The sequence below is a fragment of the Enterobacter cloacae complex sp. ECNIH7 genome, assembly GCF_002208095.1.
GTDB lineage: Bacteria > Pseudomonadota > Gammaproteobacteria > Enterobacterales > Enterobacteriaceae > Enterobacter > Enterobacter cloacae_M.
Genome location: NZ_CP017990.1, coordinates 422,181 through 444,135 on the forward strand (window position 1 = coordinate 422,181; position 21,955 = coordinate 444,135).

Sequence of the window (21,955 nt, forward strand, 5' to 3'; positions counted from 1 at the left end):
TCTTACCTATAAATTGCGGTGGCGCATTGTTCTTTTATCTGGCTACTAGAGGTGTCCACCAACCCCTTTAAATTTTTCGATAAACGCCCCAATTTTCTGGAATACAGTCTGCTTTTTCGTTTTGTACTGAGGATTCAACGGACTGAGCTTTGGTAGCGTCTCGTTTAACTCCGTCCCATTTTCGGTAGCATATTCCCGTTTTAGTGATGTGCGGATATAGCGCCTTGCAGCCTCTTCATTGAGGTTTTCTTCCTTAATCAACGCCTCTGCTTCCCGTTGCTGTTCACGCTGAGCATAGGTAAAGAATGCATCAATGATACTGGCCTTGTCCGGCATGTCATCAAGGTTAGTTTGCTGAATAAAGTCAACAATCAGACCTTCTTTGGCACGGTTGCCCAGACTTGAGCGGATTAAGCGTCTGACCTCTTCAGTCAGGGCTTCTTTACCTTTTTTCTGACGATTGTGGTCGAAAATCAGACCAAGGATGTAGTCCAGGTTAATTTCCTGCGACTTCAGCAGGTCAATTTCAAACACCACGTCATCCCAGTCTGTGGTTGATTTATCCCTGTCGTTTGCTGCTTTTTCGCGTCGCTGCCAGTCCCGGATATCATTGTATGCTGAGCGATAGTCCTGAACTTTACGTTCTGCCGGGAGACGAATGGTTTGTAATTCAGCAAATTTTTCATCATCCACATAGTGCTCTGCTTTAAAGGTTTCTACCGCTTCCGGGTCACTAATATCAATCTTCTGCAGGGCTTTCAGCGTGGCAAATTCATCGTAGTTTTGCAGGATGTTTTCTGCCCGCAGATATTCACCAAACAGTTTGACGAAGGCTTTTTTCTCTTTTTCACTGTCGATACTGGCCGGGTCAGGGAAGCGCTGCTCCAGCTCCGAAACAACAGCCATAAAACCTCGTTTAGCCTCACCGGTTGCCGCATCGGTAAAGCCCTGCATGTACTCTTCGTAGCTTTTTTCCAGTACCACATTCTTGGTGTTTTTGTCGCCAAAAAGTGTGATGGCATCAATGGTCGGACGCTCCAGGTCCCTGAACGTCACGATATTGCCGAAGGTTTTGGTGGCATCATAGATACGGTTTGTGCGGGAAAATGCCTGCATCAGGCCGTGATAACGGAGGTTTTTGTCAACGAAAAGAGTGTTAAGCGTCGGGGCATCAAAGCCGGTTAAGAACATTCCCACCACGATGAGAAGGTCGATATCCTGATTTTTCACTCGTTGAGCTAAATCGCGGTAGTAGTTCTGGAAGCCGTTACTGTCGGTACTGAAATTGGTTTTAAAGTGGTTGTTATAGTCATCAATGGCTGAATCCAGGAATTCCTTCGCGCTGCTGTTCATTGCGCTGGTATCAAAGCTTTCGTCAGTAATATCACCAATGGCGCTTTGCTCTTCATTTGCAGCAAAGGAGAAGATGGTTGCAACCCGAAGGCGTTTATAGCTGCCAGATTTCTTCTCCGCTTCTTCCTGTAGCATTTTAAACGTCGTGTAATAAGCTTTTGCCGCTTCCACGCTGCTAACTGCTAACATGGCGTTAAAGCCCTTAGCTCCCGGGAAGGTTCGGTGTGTTTTCTGCCGGAAGTTATTGATAATGTATTGCGTTATTTCCTGGATACGTAGTGGGTGCAAAAATGCCTGGTGGTTTTCAGCCGCGCTGAGTTTTTTCTCATCAGTTTCCGTTTCAAGAGACTTAAACTGTGGGCGGACATCGTTATAGTCCACCTTAAACTTCAGCACTTTTTCATCACGAATCGCATCAGTAATTACGTAAGAATGTAATTCACGCCCGAAGACGCTGGCGGTGGTTTCTGCCCCCAGTGCATTTTCCGGGAAAATAGGCGTACCAGTAAAACCAAACTGATAGAAGCGTCTGAATTTCTTTTTGAGGTTTTTCTGGGCCTCACCAAACTGGCTGCGGTGACACTCATCAAAGATAAACACCACCTGCTGTTGATAGACGGGCAGGTCAGCTTCGGCTTTCATCAGGTTATTGAGTTTCTGAATGGTTGTGACGATGATTTTGTTATCGTCCTTATCCAGGTTTCTTCTGAGGCCTGCTGTATTATCCGAACCATTCACACTGTCCGGAGAGAAGCGCTGATACTCCTTCATGGTCTGGTAATCGAGGTCTTTCCTGTCGACCACGAAGAAGACTTTATCAATAAAGTCCAGCTCGGTTGCCAGTCGTGCGGCCTTAAAGCTGGTCAGGGTTTTACCTGACCCGGTGGTATGCCAGATAAACCCGCCGCTTTCGGGTTTTGACCAGTTCTTCATTTTAAATGAGCTGTTAATTTTCCAGAGGATTCGCTCAGTGGCAGCAATCTGATAGGGGCGCATGACGAGCAGCGTCTGGCTGCTGTCAAACACGCTGTAATTAAACAGAACATTCAGCAGGGTATGCTTCTGGAAGAAAGTGGCGGTAAAGTCCTTCAGGTCCTTAATCAGAGTGTTATCCGACTTCGCCCAGTTCATGGTGAAATCAAAGCTGTTTTTATCCCGCTTAGTGGTACTGGCAAAGTACCGGGTATCGGTTCCGTTAGATATCACAAACAGTTGCAGGTATTTAAACAGGGAGTTGTCGCTGTTAAAGCTTTCCTTGCTGTAACGGTGTATCTGGTTAAAGGCTTCACGAATAGCCACGCCGCGCTTTTTGAGTTCGATTTGCACCAGTGGCAGGCCGTTAACCAGAATGGTGACGTCATAACGGTTAGCGTGTGAGCCGGTCTGTTCAAACTGCTGAATGACCTGCACCTTATTGCGCAGCAGGTTCTTTTTATCTATCAGATAGATGTTTTCCAGACGACCATCATCAAACGTAAAATCACAGATATAGTCGATATGAATTTTACGGGTTTTGTCCAGGCTACTGTCACTGGGGCTGTCGAGATACTGCTCTGCGAAACGCCGCCATTCACTTTCGTTAAACACCACACCATTAAGACGCTGAAGCTGGTCCCGCACATTCGCCAGCATCGCTGTCGGTGACTTAACGGAGATAAACTCATAACCCTGATTAAGAAGGTCCTGAATCAGTTCCCGCTCAAGGTCCGATTCGCTCTGGTAGCTGTCACCGGTCTCCAGAACTTTGGTGTATTTATCAAGGACGATAAAGTTATTGGATTCAGCAATGGTGTGTGTCTGTTGTGTCATGGTGCATCCTGTGCGTCATCTGGCAAAGTCCGGAAGGGTATCAGAAGCATCTCCCGGTATTCCTAAAGCCTGATACCAGGCGGGTGAAAGCATACCCTAACGGTATCAATGCCTGTTAGTTGCTGGCGGTTTCTGGTTTCGGGAAACTGAACAGTAAATCACGGTAGTACTCGTATTGTTTCTGGCGCAACTCGATTTCACGCGGGAGACCTTCGGTGATGGAGTTAGTGAGGGTATCAAATTTATCGAGAATGGATACTATACGTTCCTGTACCGCCATAGAAGGGACAGGAATTAATATTTTAGATAAATTATCAGCATTTACACGCCGAACTTTTGCGCCAGTAATATACTGTCTTTTTTGATTTTGGAATTGTTCTGTTTGAAAATAATATGAGACATACTTAGGGTTCAAATTATGTTTATAAATACAGGCATCACTGCTTACTGCTATATCATCACTGCCTAACCATGCAACAGCTTTACATACATCCTCATCATTCTCACTGGTGGTTGCGATAATCAAATTTCCCTTTTGAGCCTTCTTGCATTTTTTTGCAAGTGCGGCTGAAATATGTGTTTTTGTTTTTTTTGTGTATGTTCCGTAATACGTATAGATTTGACCATAGTGTATGCATCCTACACCTGCATCCATAAAGTCTTTTTTCTGAAAAGTACCACCCCGGATAAACTCGCCAATATCCTTTTGCCCCATAGGTAAATGTGGAACATCTTCGTTATCAAAACTCAGCAACTGGTCTCGATAGTAGTTGTACTGTTTTTTACGCATGTTAAGCTCAGCGGTAAGCTCAGCGGTAAGTGCAGTAAATTTATCCAGAATCCGGACGATTTCAGACTGGATGGCAAGAGATTTTTCCGGATTGTTAGGGCAAGGGATGGGGATGCTCAGTTTTTTTACATCAGATGCATTCATATTTGGAACGCTACTACTCTTGCTGTTAATAGTTTGCGATGACAAATAGTGGAATAAATATCTTGGTAAAAGCCAACTATGCTTAGGAATTACAACTTTCAGCCTTATTATTGGTGTAAAGAATGCCTTTCTAAAATAAATGGTTCCTGTATTGGCACCAATGGAGGATATGGTTACAGCATCTTGACCAATCCTGTAGCTATCAGCATAACCATAGATTTCAGCGCCATTGCCATAAATGGGGTATTGGTAATCACTTGTCGGAGTATCTCCCTTGATATGTTTTTGTGGAGCCTCCCCTCCGGTGAATATATCACAAAGATTTCCCAGGTTGCTCCACTCAACCTCAACCCCATCCAGCAATTTTTCCAGATAACTCAACTCGCTCATTTCTGCACCTCGCAGCCTTCAATTTCAGCCACAATCGCATCAATATCTTTACGCAACTGGTCGATTTTGCTGACCGTAGTTTTCAGTTCTGCATTCAGCTCAGCAATATTGATTATTTCGCGGTTATCTTTCGCTTCCACATAGCTGCTCACTGACAGGTTATAGTTATTGGCAGCAACTGTTTCTTGAGGTACGGTTTTCGCCAAATGGTCAACGTCTGTTTTGCTGGCAAAGACCTGCATAATCTGTTCAATATGACCATCAGTCAGGATATTGTTATTGGTTTCTTTCTTAAACAACCCGCTGGCGTCAATAAACTGAACACTTGTGTCGGTTTTGTGCTTGGACAACACTAGTATGTTAACGGCAATGGTGGTGCCGAAGAACAGATTTGGTGCCAGAGAAATCACCGTTTCAACATAGTTGTTGTCGACCAGGTACTGGCGGATTTTCTGCTCTGCTCCGCCACGGTAGAAAATACCGGGGAAGCAAACTATTGCTGCACGCCCTTTAGCTGACAGGTAGTTTAGTGCATGTAGCACAAAGGCGAAGTCAGCTTTTGATTTGGGGGCCAGAACGCCAGCCGGGGCAAAACGCTCATCGTTAATCAGAGTCGGGTCATCGCTGCCAATCCACTTAACCGAGTACGGCGGGTTAGAGACGATCGCGTCAAACGGTTTTTCATCGCCAAAGTGAGGCTCAGTCAGAGTATTTCCCAGTCTGATATCAAATTTGTCGTAGTTGATGTTGTGCAGGAACATGTTCATACGCGCCAGGTTAAAGGTTGTATGATTTATCTCCTGACCATAAAAACCTTCTTCAATGATATGGTTATCAAAGTGCTTCTTCGCCTGAAGCAGCAGTGAGCCAGAACCTGCGGCAGGGTCATAGATTTTGTTGACGTGAGTCTGACCGTGCATCGCAAGCTGAGCAATCAGCTTAGAGACGTGCTGAGGTGTGAAGAACTCCCCTCCAGACTTACCGGCATTTGCCGCATAGTTAGAAATCAGGAACTCGTAGGCATCACCAAACAGGTCAATCTGGTGCTCGTTAAAATTCCCCAGGTTAAGCCCTTCAACGCCTTTCAGAACGGCGGCAAGACGGCTGTTTTTGTCTTTAACTGTGTTACCCAGTCGATTGCTGGTTGTATCGAAATCGGCGAACAGGCCTTTGATGTCGGCCTCCGACGGGTAGCCGTAGGCTGAGCTTTCAATAGCGACGAAGATACTGTTTAAATCAGCATTCAGCCTGTCGTTGGTGTTAGCTTTAGCGGCAACGTTGCAGAACAGCTGGCTCGGGTAGATGAAATAGCCTTTAGTCCTGATGGCATCGTCTTTGATGTCATCGGTAATGATGCTGTCATCAAGTGCTGCATAATGTATGCTCTCATCCCCTGCTTCCATGTAGCTGGAAAAATTCTCACTGATGAAGCGGTAGAAAAGTGCACCGAGTACATACTGTTTAAAATCCCATCCATCTACGGAGCCTCTGACATCATTGGCAATGGCCCAGATTTGACGGTGTAGCTCTGCACGCTGCTGAAGGCTTGTCATTTTGTATCCTGTTGTATGATTCTTAAGTACTGCTATTGGCCCGATTTTATCGCAATTTCATTCCGTTGGCAGGCTTTGCATGTCATGCGTTGTACTGAGTGTTCGTTTGCCCGGTTATGTAACCAACGCTCTTTCAGTCAGGCCAGTAGAAACGTTGTGCTGACAATAAATACTGAGGCCCCAACACTTTCGGGGCTTAAGATCAGTCAGTGAGAATTTCTTCATCCGTATCCATTGTGGATGGTGATGAATCTATTTTTGTTGTAAGAAACACCCGACTCAGTAGTCTTTGCTTCAGGGCGTTTCTTCGCTCATTGTAGAATTCCGGGAAGCGACTGAACTCAATATTTTCATCTGAAACTAACAGCATTGATGGCGAATAGTTGTTTGATGGCTGAGATAGCCATTGTTTCAGGGAAGTATCCTGTTTACTTATATTCTGAGAGTGATTCAGTAAATGAAGATTCGGTATGGTGTCCCAGTATTCCGGATTTTCATAAAAGCTGAGCTTCTCAGGTGAATTCGCAATATAATCTAGTTTTTCAAGATATTTCTTTGAAAAATGATTTCTTGGGTGAAGGTGATCAATATGAAACACCTCGGTTGGATTCATTTCAGGGAACAGAAGATGCAATAGTGCGCGGCAACGACCTTCGCCATATCTGATATTGAGAAGGCTTTCGATGTATTCGTCGTCAAATCTGAGGTCTTTATTCGAGCCTTTATATCTGTCAATAATCTTCTCAAGAGGGAAATGAATATCTGAAAGACTATTTTTCATTACATCTCTGATGCTCGTGAGTAGCGCATCGGCCTGGCTTCCAAAGATCCCTTTCAGAAGTACCATGTAAAACCACTGGCTAATTACTGAGCGTTCATTGTGGTTTTTATTCAGGAGGTTAATCGTTGTATATAATGGATGTCCACTGGTTTGCTTTTTGTAAAGCCAGTAGGCCACAGGAATGACTGCATTTTTAGATATCAAAGACTGTGGATTGATGCCGAATCGCCTGATAAGAATAAAGGTCTCCTTGATACAGGATTTTATTTCAGACCATTGTTGTTGTATCTTACCGACCTCCTCTGAAGTGAAGTTTTTTACTTTGAACCGGACGTCAGAGTCAATAAGCATCAGGCTGGTTTTTAAGAACCAGTCTCTTTCAATATAAAACCCCATTTCGTTGTTCTGATAAATATTTTTTGTCAGTTCATCCAGTTCTCTTCTGAAATCACCCTGCCAGTGCGCTACCGCTATTGACATCAGTAAGTCGGAGAACTCAAGTTTTGTCCCCCCGCTGTTCGTGCGTATGAAAACATCCAGCACATGGTCAATATCCTGACTGCTCTCATTGAAGTAGTGGATGATGTTCTCAGTTCTTATTTTTGTATAAAGTCTCAGCAGAGTTTTTCTGGAAAACTCACTGGAAATGAGATCTCTTTTTTCAAGTTCTGGTACGACAACGTTAAATAAAATATCATCAGGGGAATCATACTGCTCGTATTTGAATATTTCGTGCAGGCAGAACCAGTGATGTTTGTTGTCTGTAAGTGAATCAGTGTATTGCTTGTCGGTCAGGAACCTGAAGTTATACTTCATCATGAGCTCATCGTCTGAATTAAGTGGCGCTGTTAAATCGACGTAAAGCTTTCTTGGCGGCAGGATGCGATCATCCTGTGCCGAAGGCCACCACACCCGGGGCTGTTTATACGCATACGTTCCACACAATCCAATATATAATGATGTGAGACGTTGCTGACCATCAATCACCGCCTTGAAATCATGAAATCCAGCATTTGTTGCTACGCAGGGGTTTTCTTCATTAAATCGCTGACAGTATTCTTTCAGGAATTCATAGAATTTGTAATCATTTTTAATACTGGCACTACGGATATCCCACATCATGAAAGAGTTTATCGGATAGTCTCGCATGATGGAATCAAACAGCAAACATATTTGACTGCTGCTCCAGACGAACTTCCTCTGAATTGCAGGCAGAAGATAGTGGCGTAAATTAATCAAATCTATCGCTTGTTTTATCGTTATTGCTTTTTCATACTGGCCAGCCATCATAAACCTCATATGTTATATTAGCTGACCTATTTTAATTTAAAGCGTGTCGGTAGTACAGTCTTTGCACAAACTAATTTATGCAATGGAAAAGCTGACGGCTCGGTTTGTGTTTTTCATTCGGGTAGACTCGCATTGCGGATGCACAAAGTGATGAAACCTGTCTTGCTATATTTTTACCGAAGTTAACAAGAAGGCCGTGCTTTATTTTTTCACCCTCTGCCCTGATGCTGATGATAAAGCTGAACTGATATACGATTACCTCAATGAGGTCATTGCCAAATGTTATAATGGCGGCGTTGTTTATTTCATGTTCATAATCCCTCAGGTCAGTGTTAAGTCTTGCTGTTGCATCTACAAGTGCGTATTCTTTATCGATAATCATAATTTTCTCACTTATCATGTTAATGTGATTTAATCATCACTAATAATATGTTGTGATTTTAATTACGATTATTCGTCTGTTTACTCCCGTAATGCATTATCTGATGAATAATGTTCATGTGGGGTAAGGCTTCCATAAAGTCAGACTGTTCAATCAGCGAAATGAGTGTGTTATCGATCTCAAACGTTGTATCCGGTAATACCTCAACCAGCCTGATTCGGGACAGGGAAATAACGAACACGCCCGATGACGTACATCCGGCAAGAAACCACTCCGCATGGCTGCAAAGCAGACGGTAGGGATGAACGGTATGGCTGACGTTTTCGTCGGTTCTGATACGCACCTGGGTCTGGTTAAGTATGGCGAGCGTCAGTCTGCTGAAATCACCGAAAAGGGTGGGTTTCTGGCGCGGCTCCGGTAGCATAATCCTGTATGGCGAGGGACGTTCCCCGTCAAGCATCAGGCTCAGCAGTTTGGCATCCATCGCGGGTAACAGACGGTCAAGATGCAGCAACCTCGCCAGTATCTTCATATCCCGTTCCGTGCGGCGACGAAAGTAATGTGAGGCAAGCTGATACACGCCGTTGCTCTGTTCAATATCAAGGTACGTCAGACGGACGTTGAAATCCCGTCGCAGCGTTCGCGTCGTCACTCCAAATTCTTCTGCCAGCGTCCCGATATGCAGCTTTTCACCCTGAAACAAACGGCTCAGGATGATGGAAAGGCGGGTTGCCAGTCTGTCATGTTCGTTTTCTTGTGTTATCAGCGTCATACATCATTTCCGAATTTAGCCGGGAAATAATGCCAGCAGTAGCGGACAGGATTTGTCCGCCCTCTGAAGTTTTTTAAAGTCTGAATACCTTAAATGTAAGTGCTAAACGTCAGTATTCTCAGGTGAATAAAGATGCTTCTGGCGCATGTAGGCAATAAAAATGCAGGATGGTAGCGTCACCCGGTATGCGGGACCGGCTAAATCTATCAGTAGCCAGAGAGAACTGAGCACCCAGCCCACGGGACCGGCAAAAGCGCCCATAGTCCGTGTCAGCATGGCATTTCCTGCAACGGTCAGCCCTCTGCCTAACAGGGCTTTTGCTACGCCATTTGTGACAACAAGCGCCATCTGATAGGCCGCAAATCCGGATGTTTTTATCCCCGCCTGGATTGCCATGGTCAGCAGCTCCGGCGTGGGATTGCTGTAGCCTGTCTGCAATTCTTCCGCCACAGTCTTTAGCTGGTCGGGCGTCATCTTCTCAAGACTTTTCTCCAGAATCTTCATCAGCAGATTCATTTCAATGGTTTCAACACTGGATTTGCTGTTGTAGTTCACCTTCATTTTATCGCAGGCATCGGTAAGAATTTCCCGGTACAGCACCCCTTTCCCCCAGCGGAGCAGCGTGGCAAAGCTGTTCGCCCCAAAGGTCTGAACTTCGGCGGCAATGGCATCCCAGTAGCGCGGGTGGTTGGGCTTGTGTTTTTTATACTGAGGATCGTAAGTCAGCGTTTCCGTGATGCGTGCCAGTCCGTCTTTCGGATCGCAGATAAGCACAGAAACCAGTAAATCCAGATCGTCACGATGGCAGTGGCGCAGAAACTCAAGGTCGGGGTCGTGTCGGTAGGTAGCCATATTTCACCTCATTGCAGATATTGGACCTGACAGTTTAAGGAAGCCCCCGGACAGGGTTTGTCCGCCTGAAAAACAAAAAAGTAAAAAAAAACCTGCCCGAAAGCAGGTTTCTGTTCACCGGATGGAGGTATAACGCGTCGGGATTACTTTCCGCGCCATTCCTTTTCCACTTTATCCGCAAAGGCATCGCACTGCCGGGCATATTCCGGGTTATAGAGCAGCTCCGACTGCGAAAGCTGCATGGCGGTCATGCTGCCGTTACGGGCATTTGATTCGAGCCAGGTTCTGCCATAGGTTTTGTTCATCACCTGAAGTACCCGGTTGAATACCGGTCCGTTGAAGCGGGCATTGAGATTAACGCCTTTTACCTGAAGGCCGCTGTCACTGGTCTGGGTCAGGCGGGTGGAGTACATCGCGCAGAAGGTCGAGTTGGTTATCATCTGAGCGTCAGCCTGCTCGTCGGCGAACGCGCTGTGGCTGAAGGCGGAAAGCAGAATTGTGGCGGTTAACAGTTTTAAAATTTTCATCATGTTCCCTTATGGATTGAAAAGCGGAGACAGCCTGCCATACGGGGTGGTCAGGAGATGTCCGGCAGAGAAAAAAGTCAGGGTTTCAGCGAGGGAGCCAGTCGCCAGCGGTGAGGGCCAGCGGATTCCAGCACAAAGGCCAGTTGAGCGAGGTCCCGTCTTGCGGTCCGGGGAGATACGTCAAACTGCCGGATGATGTAGCGAACAGATATTGTCTGACCGTAAAACAGGGCCATGGTCAGCCGGATAAGCCGTTCTCCCTGTCCGGTGACACGTTGCCTGCAACGGCTGGCTTTCATCGTTGCCATACGCGCCATCGGTCCCCTTTCTGAAAAGAATCGAGGTGTCTGGCAAGCCAGATATCAGGGCACGAATCGCCGGTAACGCAGCGGGCAGTAAACCGGTGGCAGTTAAAGTCGAGCAGGCTATAAGGATAGCGCTGACCCACTGCCGCCTTTGCCCGTTCAGCGGCCTGCGCACAACCCTGAGGCGTCAAATCCATACAGTCGGTATACACCGAGATAGCGGAGTTCCAGCCATCGAGCCGGTCAAGAAACCCTTTAGCCTTACTTTTGATAACGGTTCCATCGCCATCAAGATGAACAATATCGCCGTTACCCACATAGATACCGCTGTGTGCGGCAAGGCCAAAAAGCAGTTCGCACTGCACGATACCACCGTAAGCCGGTTCATCGACGCAGGAGAGAATGCAGTTATCGATAAATGAATCCACGAAGTTCAGCAGCAGAAGCCGGTACATAACATTCAGTTCCTTACTACGGGGGAGAGGGGGGATGCGGGGGAAACGTTGTGAACACTCAGCTTTCCCACAACGTACGGACCGTGAAAACCCCCATATCGTGGTAAGCCATAAAGTTACTTTCCCATAGCGACCAGAACTCACGGGCGTCGACATGAGAGATATCGCCACAACGGGAAAGCCACGTGTATTGTTGCGTCCAGCTCACATCGACATCTTTTTCAAGCTCAGGCCATGGATGCCCTGCATAGTGAAAATCGGTGACGTAATCGAGCTGCCAGTCTTCTCCGGCAGGGATGAGGCGTATTTCGACCGGATGCCAGCCGCCCTTTTCCGGTGAGTATTCAGGGTCACGGAAGTTAATGGTTAATCCGGTGATGGGGTGACGATGAGGCGGTTTTTGCGCAACGATACCCAGAAGCAGTTGGGTGAACGACCGGGAGAGCGGCAGCACATAGCCGCCCTGCAATATTACGGGTGATGACATAGTGAATTTCCTGATTTTTGGTTAACAGAACACAGAAAAAGCGGGGTTAGTCCTGGCTGAGCGTAGCAAGCTGCGTCATACGATGCTGCCAGTCGGCATAGCAGCGGTGCATAAAGAGTCTGCTGCTGTCCGCTTCGATAAGGCAGATATCCGGACTTCTGAGCACAGCAGCAAGAAAACCTGCGTTATTGGTGCTGCCCTGACCAAACAGTGGGCGAAATACACGGGATGGAAAGCTGTCTGGCTGCTGTTCCAGAATGGCGTGAATCGCATCAAGCGCTATCCATTCACGGGAGAACAGGCCCCCTTCGCCATTGGCGGTTAAGCGCAGGGCAAGACTCCCGGTTTCACCCTCTTTACCCAGCTCATACGTCAGCAGTCCTTTACTGTGGGGGCTGATTTTCTCGGCTTCACCCCTGTAGAACACGGTATAGCTTTCGGTGACGGCGGCTTCGGTAGCGTTTTTTTTCTTACTCATGGTTCTGCGCCTCAATCAGGTTCCGGAGTTGAGTGATAACGGTCGTGTCCGGGAACACCAGATAGATACCCTGTCCGTTATCGCAGACGATACCGAGCAGGAGATACCAGCCATCATCAAGCGCGGTGACGTATTCCGGGTTAGCCAGTGCGACTGCCAGCAGCGGGTCTTCGGGGAGGGTGTCATCGTGGTTGAGATGCCAGAGCAGGGTTCCCGTTTCGTTCCAGAAGGCGGTAAACAGGTTGATATCATCGACAGGTCCAAGGATTTCATTTCTGAGGGCTTCCAGCGCGGAGGTGGGCAGGTTGAGAAGGGGAAGACTGGTGGGGGTAGTGAGTTTAAACATGGCTTTCTCCATATATTACTGATATTCCATGAAATAATATATTTTCCATGCTGCTGCCATTACGGAGATTGATTCGCCGGATGACTTTTACCGGGGGCTGGTAAAAAAGATGAATATTCTGGAGGCCTTATTTTCGGAAAACGAACACGATCCGTTTTGGCAAGGTTCTTCAGGGCGAAAAAGATCTCACAATGGTTTCCCCCCCGAACTTCAGGTAATTTATACGGAAAATAAATTAACTATCTGATTTTAATGGATAAGTTGTTTGTGGCATTAATTATCATTTAATTTTTTTGTTCTGCTGTTTGAGGGTTTTTGTAGTTGCTCTCGGTATATTATGCTGTGGTGGCAATTTGCTGTAGCAATTAATCATGGATAGTATTGGAACATCGCTGGCCAGCGTCTCTTGTAATTTGTTTCTTATTATTTTGAAGAGATGAACGCGATATGAAGTTATATCCCTCCACAAAAAAGGCTAATCAGCCATTAACTAAATCCGTGATTGCGGAAAGCTGTGCCCGTGCATTGCATGAGGGCCGGACAGTCGAAGCCAGTGATAGTAAACTGACGGGGCTAAAGATAATTGCCTCTCCTGCTAGCCCTGATGGAGCCACTTTTATCGTTCGCAAAAGTATCTGTGGCGAAAATATCTACAAGCGTATTGGACGATATCCTGAATTGTCTGTTGCAGAGGCTCGTGAAATTGCGTCTGAAATTATCACCGGCCTGAAAGAGAGCGCTAAAAAGCACGGTAAAGATTACCGTAAGATTAAAAAAATGGACTTTAATGGCCTGCTGAAAACATACGTTGAAGAGGTTCTGAACAAAGGTATTAAGCGTTCAGCAAGGACAGACCTGTCTAAAATTCACAAGTATCTACTCCCTCGTCTTGGCGATAAAAAAATCGCCGATATGACGGAGGCGGACATTGTGGCCTATCTGCATGATCTCGATCTCAAGCCTGCCACCCGCAACCGCCATCTGGCACTCATTAAAGCGGTGTTTACCTGGGCTATCCGCATGGGATATATCAGCCGCTCTCCGGCGCTTTATATCAAAGCGCTGCCTGAAGTGACGTCAGATAGACGCGCCATGGATGACTCCCAGCTTCAGTGCTGGATGGATGTCTGTGAGCGCTGGCGTAATGGTAATCCCGATCATGAAGCTCTTGCTCTGCTCATGTTCCTTGCCCTGACGGGACTGCGTCTGGGGGAAACCCGTCATCTTCGCCTTGAGGATGTGGACTGGAGCCGAAAGGTTATCACCCTTCGCCACACCAAAAACGGCAAACTCCGCCGTGTACCGGTATGTGATAAGGCTTTCGTTCTTCTGACAGAACAGCGTCAGCATCTGGGTGATGAAGGCTGGGTATTTCCGGGCAAGGGGACCGATAATCCGGTTTCTGAGCCGCGTCGCCTGCAAAAACGGCTTTGTGAGGCTGCGGGTATTCCACCGTTCACCATCCATGAGATGCGACATACCTTTGCGACAAAGCTCATTGAGAGCGGGGCCGACATTCACACCGTCAAAGACTTACTGGGCCACAGCACTATCAAAGTAACGGAGCTTTACTTGCACGCTTCCCCGGCGCGTTACCACGAAGTCGTTAACCGGGCGATGGGGTAACAACCTTCACTCAACGGTATGGTTTTTAACTATGGTTCTGATGCACCCGTTTTCTGACGGTGGCGTAATTTGATGGTAATACACATGAATAAAAAAGTGACAACTAATGTTCCTAAGGTTTCCGGGATTAAGCGTATTCGCGTTTTTGCTGACCGCGATAAAAATTTCACCAAAATGTCGGAGGCAATTATCAGGCGTGCTGAAAAGACTGAAGTCGGTGAAGATGATATCGCTTCACTCGGTATTAGTGATGGGCTGCCACGGCATTATGTGAATACGGCTGATGGCCTTTTCTACATCGGTGGACAGAAACCTGTGCTGGTTTGCGGTACGCCAGTTGTGCCTGTCGCCCTGTTTTGCGGGAAAGATAAGGAGTCCAGTCTTGGGATTCGCCTGATGACCGGTAACGGGCTGGGTAAGTATGTTAAGGCCCTGGTGCGCTTTGAGGATATTGTTCAGAGCGGTGCTCAGGTAGTAGGCAAACTGGCAGATCGTGGATTTTGTGTTGGCTCCTCTCCACAGCAGTTTGCCCTTTTTGACCGTTTTCTTCAGCGCTGCCGGAGTTTACCGCTGCCTGTCTATCTGATGGCAGATGCGATGGGATTCGTTTCGGAGGATATGGCCTTTTTACATGGTCATGAGCCCGTTGTGACCTCTCTGACCGGGTTTGATTATCTGCTGCCGGGATTCCGCGTGCGTCCCGGACTGCACAAAGGTGGGGCTCTGGAGGAGTGGATTAACCTCATCCGGGAAAATGTCCATGGCTGGGCGCAGACCTTTGCGCTGAGTGCGTCCTTTGCTTCGATGCTTCTGGTTCCTGCCGGTATGGATGTGGGCATGTTTCATTTTCACGGCGTATCCACCACCGGTAAAACGCTTCTCCTGATGCTGGCTGCATCGGTCCATGGTGATGGCAGCGAGCCGGGCAGTGGGGGGAATGTAAATATTATTCGCTGGAATACCACGCCTAACGCGATGGAGCGCCTTCTCGCTGACTATTCCGGTCTGGTCGCCTGCGTCGATGAACTGGGTGCGAGTAATCATAAGCAACTTTCCTCACTGCTTTACAACATTACGTCAGGTACGGCAAAAGAGCGCCTGAACCGTGGCCTGACGGCAGATGAGCCGTTTAAATGGCGCATGTTTATTCTCTCCACCGGTGAGATGTCAATCTCCGAAAAGCTGGCTGAACAGAAAGCCGTGTTACAGGGAGGGCAGGAGCACAGGGCCATCAGTATGGAACTGTTGCCTGAGGATGCTCAAAAACCGGATGAACCGGTATCAGAAACACGTGCCCGTGCAGATGCACTGAAGACGGGGCTGGCAGAGGCTTATGGTCATGCCGGGCCTGCATTTATCGGCAAACTGTTATCCGGGAAAAATACGGCTGGCGGTCTTCGCACCTACGCAGAGTTTTCATCCTGGCTCCAGGAACAGACAGATGATTGCTGTAACGCACTGGAAGAGGCCCTGAGGGATGAGGGGCGTGATATTACCCGCGTTCAGCGGCGCGGACTGAAAAGATTTGCGCTGGTATGGCTGGCAGGAGAGAAGGCGCTGAAATATGGCCTTTTACCTTTCGAAAGCGATGCGGTGGCTAAATCCGTTATATCCGCTGCACGACGCTGGCTGGATGATAACCAGAATCAGTATAACCCGGTGCGTAACATGCTGGAGGAGCTTCAGCTGACGCTGGTGACAAAAAGCAGCAGGCACTTTATCACCCTGCGTGACGAACATGCCCGATGCCCGGGAGATATGTGGGGATTCGTCCATTACAAAACCGGCGACTTCCTGATTTATGAATCGGTGTTTGAAAAGCTCTGTTCTGAAAAGGGACTTAAGACCGTTGATGTGGCCAGACCGTTAGAGCGTTCCGGTTATCTGCTTGGCGAAAGTGCCGGACACTATAAAAAAAGAGCGCTGAAGACGATGGCGCAGTCTTACTACCAGGTCAAAAAAGCGTTTCTGAAATGCAATGTGATGACCGAATTTTAACCCTGAATAAAACCATTTTGACTGAATAACAACGAATAGAAGGTGATGTATGATTTTTGAATCAGACCAGTACTATGACGGTTTTCCTCACGCTATCAGCAGCGAAAATGAAGAAAAAACCTCATTCAATGATTACGCTCTGGTTAACACACTGGCGGAGTGCCTGTATCACGACATTTCTCGTGAAATCTTCGATGGCAGTGAGCCGGCGCTCCGGGCCGTCATTGCCAACGGTAAGATTAAATTCCTGGCTCGTTATACGCTTCAAGGGGCCTGCTATTATGAACCCCTCGGCACATTTCCACGTATGCCCGTTAACGTCGCGCGTGAACGAGCACGTGAACTCTATAACAGATTTGATGATCACCGGGTGCCGGATGAAGAATATGGGGCCATCCCGTTCTGACTGATGGCTGAACAGTAAAAAAAAGCAGGGGCATTTGCCTCTGCTTTTCATTTATCGCAAGGACGGTAGCTGAGCCGTTATCCTTTCCGCCAGTAGCTGGCTGGTGTTTTGTAAACGCTGAGGATGAAGATGCGCATACCGTTGTGATGACTGACTGCTGCGATGCCCCAGTTGAGCCTGAACGTCATACAGTGTTCCGCCGTAGGACACGATGAGGGCGGCAACCGAATGGCGGCAGGTATGAATACACACTTCCTTGTCGAAAATTCCCGCCCGACGAACGATACGCTGAAAGGCCTTAACCGGGTTACTCAGCGGCATCCCCGGTTTTTTGCCTATAAACAACCACGGATTTCCCCGCTGCGTTGGCAGCGTTCTGATTACGTCCATCGCCAGTGAGTTAAGGTGAACAATCCGTCCATAGCCATTCTTGGTTTCAGGGAGCCACAGGGTGCGTTTAACCGGGTCAACATGCTCCCACTTTGCCAGACGCAGCTCATCGCGGCGAAGGCCGGTCAATAACAGCAGTTTGACATAGCGGGCAGCTACAGGGCTGGTATCGTTATCGGCGGAGAGAAAAATACGACGAATTTCGTCCTCGGTAAAATAACGCTGTCGGGCGTTGTTCTCCCTGAGTAGCTGTACCACCCTTGCCGGATGGACAGAGGTCATGCTTTGCCTTCCGGCCCATGTAAAGACGGCTTTAATGAGTACGATGACACGGTTACAGGTAGCCGCTGACAGGGAAGTACTTAACGTCTGCTGAAGGCGCAGAATGCTCGCTGGTGTGATATCGCTCAGCAGCCTCTGACCAATGGCGGGACGGATATGATCGCGGTAGCGCTGAACATCCTTTCCCCAACTGCGTTTAGCGGATTTAGCCCATGGCAGATAATGCTGATTAAAGAGTTCATCGAACGTCAGCTCCCTTCTCTTGTTTTCACGCTCCTGCTTAGGGTCAGTGCCGGTGGCAAGGGAACGTTTGTGTTCTATGGCAATCTGACGAGCAAGATTGACGTCCACTTCAGGCCAGTGACCAATGGCGATGGCGCGTTTTCGTCCATGATAAAGGTAGCGTAGCAAAAACTTTTTACGACCTTCTCTTCTGCTGACCAGACACTTGAGGCCGGAAATCTCAGTGTCGCTGTATTCGGCATCGGTACTGCGTGCATCGGATGTGTTAGGGGGCAGGGATTTAATGAGCTGATTAGTAAAACGGAAGCGTTTGGGGGTGGACATATAACCTCCTGTGACTGGTGTAAAGAACGTCAGGGTTGCCCCATCCCCGGCACGGCGCTGTTAATGGCTGAGTTGATTTTCTGGTGTGGCTAAGGGAATGCTGGTGCCACATGGGATGAATGAAGACGAGAAATACAGCAAAAACAGGCGTTACGGTCTGCTTCTGGTCTTAAGGGGAAGATTGCCGTTGGGGAAGAGTTCACAGAAATAATATGTGTTTCAGTCGGGTATAATTACATGTGATAAGGGCAAAGAGCGTGCTTTGCTAAAATTTGACATGTTGAAGTCCACTCTTTTTAACGATGTCGTTATGGACGACATGGCGAGTCTTGCTTAGATAATTAATCAAAATACTGTGACTTTGGACCCACGTTTACCACATTTCGAGCACTTGAGCCGAGTTTTAAGGTCTTCTAGAGTTACTCCCATTGCAACATACTGCTTAAGGTCGTTCAAAGTAAGGATTGTGGGGAGACGACAAAAAAATCCAGAGGCGCAACATACCAGCATCTCCGAGCCGTTTTTTAACCAGTCCTCAAGATTATCGTGCGATCTCGTTAGTCGTTCGATATCCGCTCTCCACTGCTGGATTTCATTACCGTTCCAGTCGATATTTAGCTCGATTTGTTTGGCAACGAACCGGTGTTTACCTCTGTTAACTGTGGGTTCATAGTCCTTACGTTGATCTTTGATGAGATCAGCCTCATAGAGGAAATCATCGTTTTTGTTGTCGGTATAATCAAAAATTACCTTAATTAAATCAATATCAACGTTTTGTTTTTTGATGAATAAACCCTGTGTTCCGCTTCCGTTCAAGTCCCGGCTAAAGTTAATGTTGAGATGGCGGCGGAGTGAGAAGAAATAGCTGTGGCCGTGCATAGCCAATGCAAGTCTGGCTATGTCATTGCAGTTGTAGGGTGTGTGTGTATCCATGATGTTACCTTTAATTCATATTCGGTCGAGAGCGTCAGGAAACTATCCTAATATACCTTTTTTCTACACCAGTATTTGGATCAATTTTCATCCCTTTGGCCTGCTTCTTGTTGATTAACTCTCAGCGATGTTTGAAATAGGCCATCAGTGGTCAGAATCATTTTTTACTTCCACTTTTTGCTCAGATTTGACCCTAAGGTCTAAGTTCCAATACGTTTCGCTCAATTACTATCACCCCTGATAAATTATTCTATGATGACGTGGAGGGCGGGGGATTCAGGCAATGTTAAGAAATGAAAGGTTTAAATGCGAATATTACAGGTGGAGGAGGTGGTGGATACCCCCGACTGACAAGGGGAGTTGATGGCGCTGAGTTCACCCCCTTGCCTGAAGAGGAGTCTCCCCGGTCTTCCCCCGGGGGGGATGGCAGGTAATCTGTTGTTAAATAAAGTAAATTATGAAATCCCCCATTTCCCCCGTATTCTCTGCTTCATTATGAATAATCTTAGAGAAAGGAACCGTAAAGGACCGTAGAAAGACCGTAGCTGTGAGGTGAGGGAAGGCACATCAGAGGGTGTTGAGGTGTCTAAAAGTAACGAACATCTGCGAAAATGGCGAGAAATCCAGCAAACAAATAACGTGTTGCAACGACCAGAAATCTACCGTAGCCAGAAAAGGAAAAAGCCCCGCTTTGCAGCGAGGCCTTATGAATATTGGTGCCCGGACTCGGAATCGAACCAAGGACACGGGGATTTTCAATCCCCTGCTCTACCGACTGAGCTATCCGGGCAACGGAGCGCATTAAACCGCAATCACGCTCGATCGTCAACATTATTTCGGGAAAAGCTGTTCAACTGCTTAAGTTTGCGGCAATCTGTCCGCTTTCGCCGTGAAAATGCACAAATCTTCCAGACAGAACCAGTGTAATACGGCAATGCTGATAGCAAGAGGAGGGCAGTATGGCAAATGACTGGCTTGAACTGCGTCAGCATGCAGATACGGGTATTGAGACGATTAAAGCGCATTTCGAAGGGCATGCCTTTGATCCGCACTGGCACGATAGCTATCTGGTAGGGATAACCCTCTCTGGCACGCAGCAGTTTCACTGCCGCCGTGAGCGTCATCGTAGCCAGCCGGGTGACGCATTTCTCCTCGAGCCTGGCGAGATCCACGACGGTGATGCGCCTGTAGAGGGCGGCTTTACCTATTTGACCTTCTATCTTGATGAGCGCTGGCTTACCCGTGCGCTACAGGGGCTTTACGAATCTACTCCAGGGAGTTATTCACTCCACTTTGCCCAAACGCTGACGCGGGAGCCGCAGCTAGTGCGCGCTATCGGTGAGACATTCTCTACCCTGCATAATGACGAGATGAAAATCGTTCAGCAGAGCACAATGGATAATCTGCTCTCCCGGATCACCGCCCACTGCCACTGGCGTAAGAAACTGCCGTCGCAGTTACAAAGCGCTGCCGTGGCGCATCGTGCGCGCGACTATCTCTATGCCCATATCGGTGAGAACGTGGGGCTGTCAGATCTTGCGCGCGAGACGGGCACAGATCGCTTTACCCTGACGCGCTGTTTTAAGCGCGAGTTCAACCTGGCGCCACACGCATGGCTTATTCAGCTTCGTCTGGCAAAGGCCCGACAGCTGCTGGCGCGCGGTGACCAGCCCGTTGATGTGGCTGCCACAGTGGGATTTGCCGATCAAAGCCATCTGGGGCGTTGGTTTCAGCGTGCTTACCGCATCTCTCCTGCACACTACCGACGGTTGTGCACAAACCTTCCAGACGTTTCCAAAAAATAACGGCACATTCATGGCTCTAATAAAAAGGAGCCACCTGTGAGTTTGATACCCTTTCTGTTGTTCGCATTTGTCGCCTCCATTACGCCGGGGCCGACCAATATTCTCGTGCTGACGAACAGCCAGCACTTTGGCGTAAAAAATACCGTACCTGCTATTCTGGGCGGGTGTATCGCGGCCAGTGCGATCGTGCTGGTATCCGGCGCGGGCGCGGGGGAAGTGCTGCGTCAGTACCCTCTGATACGTCAGATAATGAGCTGGACAGGCGTGCTGTGGCTAAGCTGGATGAGCTGGCAGCTGTTTCGTGCCCCGGCTGCCCGTCTCTCCGCTGATAACCATACTCAATTTACCGCTCAGGCGGCGGCGCTGCTGCAGATCGTGAACCCGAAAACCTGGATGATGGCGCTGGCCGTCGTTAGTCTGTTTGCGCCTGCTGGCGACCATGCATTGCGGGATATTGCGCTAATGGCGCTATGGTTTCTGCTGATCTCAATAGTCTGCTTGATGTGCTGGGCGTGGCTGGGTAAAGCGGTGAACCGAATTTTTCGCACCACCGTGGCGATGGTGCGGTTTCAGCGTCTGATGGCGCTGTGTCTGCTCATCTCCGCCTGGGCGGGCATGCTGGCTTAGGTCAGCGCTCCACCCATTCTGCATTGGGCAAAGCGTAGAATATCTTCCGCCAGGCGGTGCGCCGTATCCACATCTGCCTGGCTACGGTTCACCAGCATGCGGCTTAGGCAACCTTCCAGCACCAGCTCCATCTGTTTAGCCACCATCGCAGGGTCATCGACTTCCAGCGTGGTCAGCAGCTCGTGGGTGAAGTCATGCGCCGCTCGTTTTTGCTGCTCCGCCAACTGGTGGATAGGATGGCCTGGGTCGGGAAAATAAGTGCAGGCGGCGATGAACAGACAACCCGGGTAGCGGTTGTTGCTGACGCATTCCGTCAGCGCGGTATAGCGCGCCAGCAGCTTTTGCTCCGCAGTCAGTTCTTCATTCAGCATCAGCTGTCTGCGCCAGATATCAACCTGTTGGCTGAGATAGCGCAGGGCATCATAGAGTAGCGCCTCTTTATCCGGCCAGAAGCGCTTAAGTTCATCCAGAGGATAATCGATACGGTCGGCTACCATCTCAAGCGTGGTGCTGGCGATCCCTTGAATCTCAAGTAGTTGCAGGGCTTGTCCCAGTACGTCTTCACGTTGCACGGTTATCTCCTCCGCTATTCCCAACGGTTTGTCCC

At 48.2% G+C, this 21,955-nt stretch carries 21 protein-coding genes and 1 tRNA gene; 5 read left to right on the forward strand and 17 right to left on the reverse strand.

Features of this window, described 5'->3' with window-relative positions:
• Positions 1-45 precede the first annotated feature (45 nt).
• From WM95_RS02055 to WM95_RS02115, 13 genes are all read right to left on the reverse strand, one after another.
• Positions 46-3,162, reverse strand: coding sequence for an HsdR family type I site-specific deoxyribonuclease (locus WM95_RS02055; protein WP_000194034.1), 3,117 nt, complete (start codon positions 3,160-3,162; stop codon positions 46-48).
• 115 nt (positions 3,163-3,277) lie between these two features.
• A complete protein-coding gene (locus tag WM95_RS02060) occupies positions 3,278-4,486 on the reverse strand; it encodes a restriction endonuclease subunit S (protein ID WP_001293047.1) in 1,209 nt (402 codons plus the stop codon).
• A complete protein-coding gene (locus WM95_RS02065; RefSeq protein ID WP_000202811.1) occupies positions 4,483-6,039 on the reverse strand; it encodes a type I restriction-modification system subunit M in 1,557 nt (518 codons plus the stop codon). Before WM95_RS02065 ends, WM95_RS02060 begins: the two co-directional genes overlap by 4 nt.
• Positions 6,040-6,241: 202 nt before the next feature.
• The gene (locus WM95_RS02070) at positions 6,242-8,110 is read right to left on the reverse strand and encodes a DUF262 domain-containing protein (RefSeq protein ID WP_230677153.1); all 1,869 of its coding nucleotides are present in this window, start codon (positions 8,108-8,110) and stop codon (positions 6,242-6,244) included.
• Between the two features lie 70 nt (positions 8,111-8,180).
• Entirely contained in the window at positions 8,181-8,492 is a 312-nt protein-coding gene (locus tag WM95_RS02075) for a hypothetical protein (RefSeq protein ID WP_000582609.1), read from the reverse strand.
• 58 nt (positions 8,493-8,550) lie between these two features.
• Complete coding sequence (locus WM95_RS02080; RefSeq protein WP_032165642.1) at positions 8,551-9,264, reverse strand: helix-turn-helix transcriptional regulator; 714 nt, start codon at positions 9,262-9,264, stop codon at positions 8,551-8,553.
• A gap of 102 nt (positions 9,265-9,366) precedes the next feature.
• A complete protein-coding gene (locus WM95_RS02085; protein ID WP_032165641.1) occupies positions 9,367-10,116 on the reverse strand; it encodes a DUF3944 domain-containing protein in 750 nt (249 codons plus the stop codon).
• A 143-nt stretch (positions 10,117-10,259) separates the two neighbouring features.
• Positions 10,260-10,646, reverse strand: coding sequence for a hypothetical protein (locus WM95_RS02090; RefSeq protein WP_223349776.1), 387 nt, complete (start codon positions 10,644-10,646; stop codon positions 10,260-10,262).
• Between the two features lie 74 nt (positions 10,647-10,720).
• On the reverse strand, positions 10,721-10,960 hold the full coding sequence (locus WM95_RS02095; protein WP_023293480.1) for a DeoR family transcriptional regulator: 240 nt from the start codon (positions 10,958-10,960) through the stop codon (positions 10,721-10,723).
• The gene (locus tag WM95_RS02100; RefSeq protein WP_023293479.1) at positions 10,939-11,403 is read right to left on the reverse strand and encodes a lecithin retinol acyltransferase family protein; all 465 of its coding nucleotides are present in this window, start codon (positions 11,401-11,403) and stop codon (positions 10,939-10,941) included. Before WM95_RS02100 ends, WM95_RS02095 begins: the two co-directional genes overlap by 22 nt.
• Positions 11,404-11,461: 58 nt before the next feature.
• A complete protein-coding gene (locus WM95_RS02105; RefSeq protein WP_000098181.1) occupies positions 11,462-11,890 on the reverse strand; it encodes a DUF2787 family protein in 429 nt (142 codons plus the stop codon).
• A gap of 46 nt (positions 11,891-11,936) precedes the next feature.
• The gene (locus WM95_RS02110; protein WP_052954245.1) at positions 11,937-12,368 is read right to left on the reverse strand and encodes a hypothetical protein; all 432 of its coding nucleotides are present in this window, start codon (positions 12,366-12,368) and stop codon (positions 11,937-11,939) included.
• Positions 12,361-12,714: a hypothetical protein gene (locus WM95_RS02115; RefSeq protein WP_029403626.1), complete on the reverse strand. Its 354-nt coding sequence runs from the start codon at positions 12,712-12,714 to the stop codon at positions 12,361-12,363. Before WM95_RS02115 ends, WM95_RS02110 begins: the two co-directional genes overlap by 8 nt.
• A gap of 447 nt (positions 12,715-13,161) precedes the next feature.
• Here WM95_RS02115 and WM95_RS02120 point away from each other — a divergent pair, with 447 nt between their 5' ends.
• The 3 genes from WM95_RS02120 to WM95_RS02130 all read left to right on the forward strand — a co-directional run bounded on the left by WM95_RS02120 (position 13,162) and on the right by WM95_RS02130 (position 16,744).
• Entirely contained in the window at positions 13,162-14,340 is a 1,179-nt protein-coding gene (locus tag WM95_RS02120) for a tyrosine-type recombinase/integrase (protein WP_047749356.1), read from the forward strand.
• 84 nt (positions 14,341-14,424) lie between these two features.
• A complete protein-coding gene (locus tag WM95_RS02125; protein WP_047749357.1) occupies positions 14,425-16,338 on the forward strand; it encodes a DUF927 domain-containing protein in 1,914 nt (637 codons plus the stop codon).
• Between the two features lie 49 nt (positions 16,339-16,387).
• Positions 16,388-16,744, forward strand: coding sequence for an Arm DNA-binding domain-containing protein (locus tag WM95_RS02130; RefSeq protein ID WP_029403623.1), 357 nt, complete (start codon positions 16,388-16,390; stop codon positions 16,742-16,744).
• Between the two features lie 51 nt (positions 16,745-16,795).
• Here WM95_RS02130 and WM95_RS02135 read toward each other — a convergent pair whose 3' ends face one another.
• The 3 genes from WM95_RS02135 to WM95_RS02145 all read right to left on the reverse strand — a co-directional run bounded on the left by WM95_RS02135 (position 16,796) and on the right by WM95_RS02145 (position 19,706).
• Entirely contained in the window at positions 16,796-17,983 is a 1,188-nt protein-coding gene (locus WM95_RS02135; RefSeq protein ID WP_047749358.1) for a tyrosine-type recombinase/integrase, read from the reverse strand.
• A gap of 345 nt (positions 17,984-18,328) precedes the next feature.
• On the reverse strand, positions 18,329-18,916 hold the full coding sequence (locus WM95_RS02140) for a hypothetical protein (protein WP_023293471.1): 588 nt from the start codon (positions 18,914-18,916) through the stop codon (positions 18,329-18,331).
• Between the two features lie 714 nt (positions 18,917-19,630).
• Positions 19,631-19,706, reverse strand: a tRNA-Phe gene (locus tag WM95_RS02145).
• Between the two features lie 169 nt (positions 19,707-19,875).
• Between WM95_RS02145 and WM95_RS02150 the strand changes: the two genes are divergently transcribed.
• Positions 19,876-20,721: an AraC family transcriptional regulator gene (locus WM95_RS02150; protein WP_063409023.1), complete on the forward strand. Its 846-nt coding sequence runs from the start codon at positions 19,876-19,878 to the stop codon at positions 20,719-20,721.
• Positions 20,722-20,757: 36 nt separating this feature from the next.
• Positions 20,758-21,348, forward strand: coding sequence for a LysE family translocator (locus tag WM95_RS02155; RefSeq protein ID WP_063409022.1), 591 nt, complete (start codon positions 20,758-20,760; stop codon positions 21,346-21,348).
• Here WM95_RS02155 and WM95_RS02160 read toward each other — a convergent pair.
• A complete protein-coding gene (locus WM95_RS02160; protein WP_023310110.1) occupies positions 21,345-21,920 on the reverse strand; it encodes a transcriptional regulator in 576 nt (191 codons plus the stop codon). The two genes, WM95_RS02155 and WM95_RS02160, sit on opposite strands and share 4 nt — an antisense overlap.
• Positions 21,921-21,955: the final 35 nt, after the last annotated feature.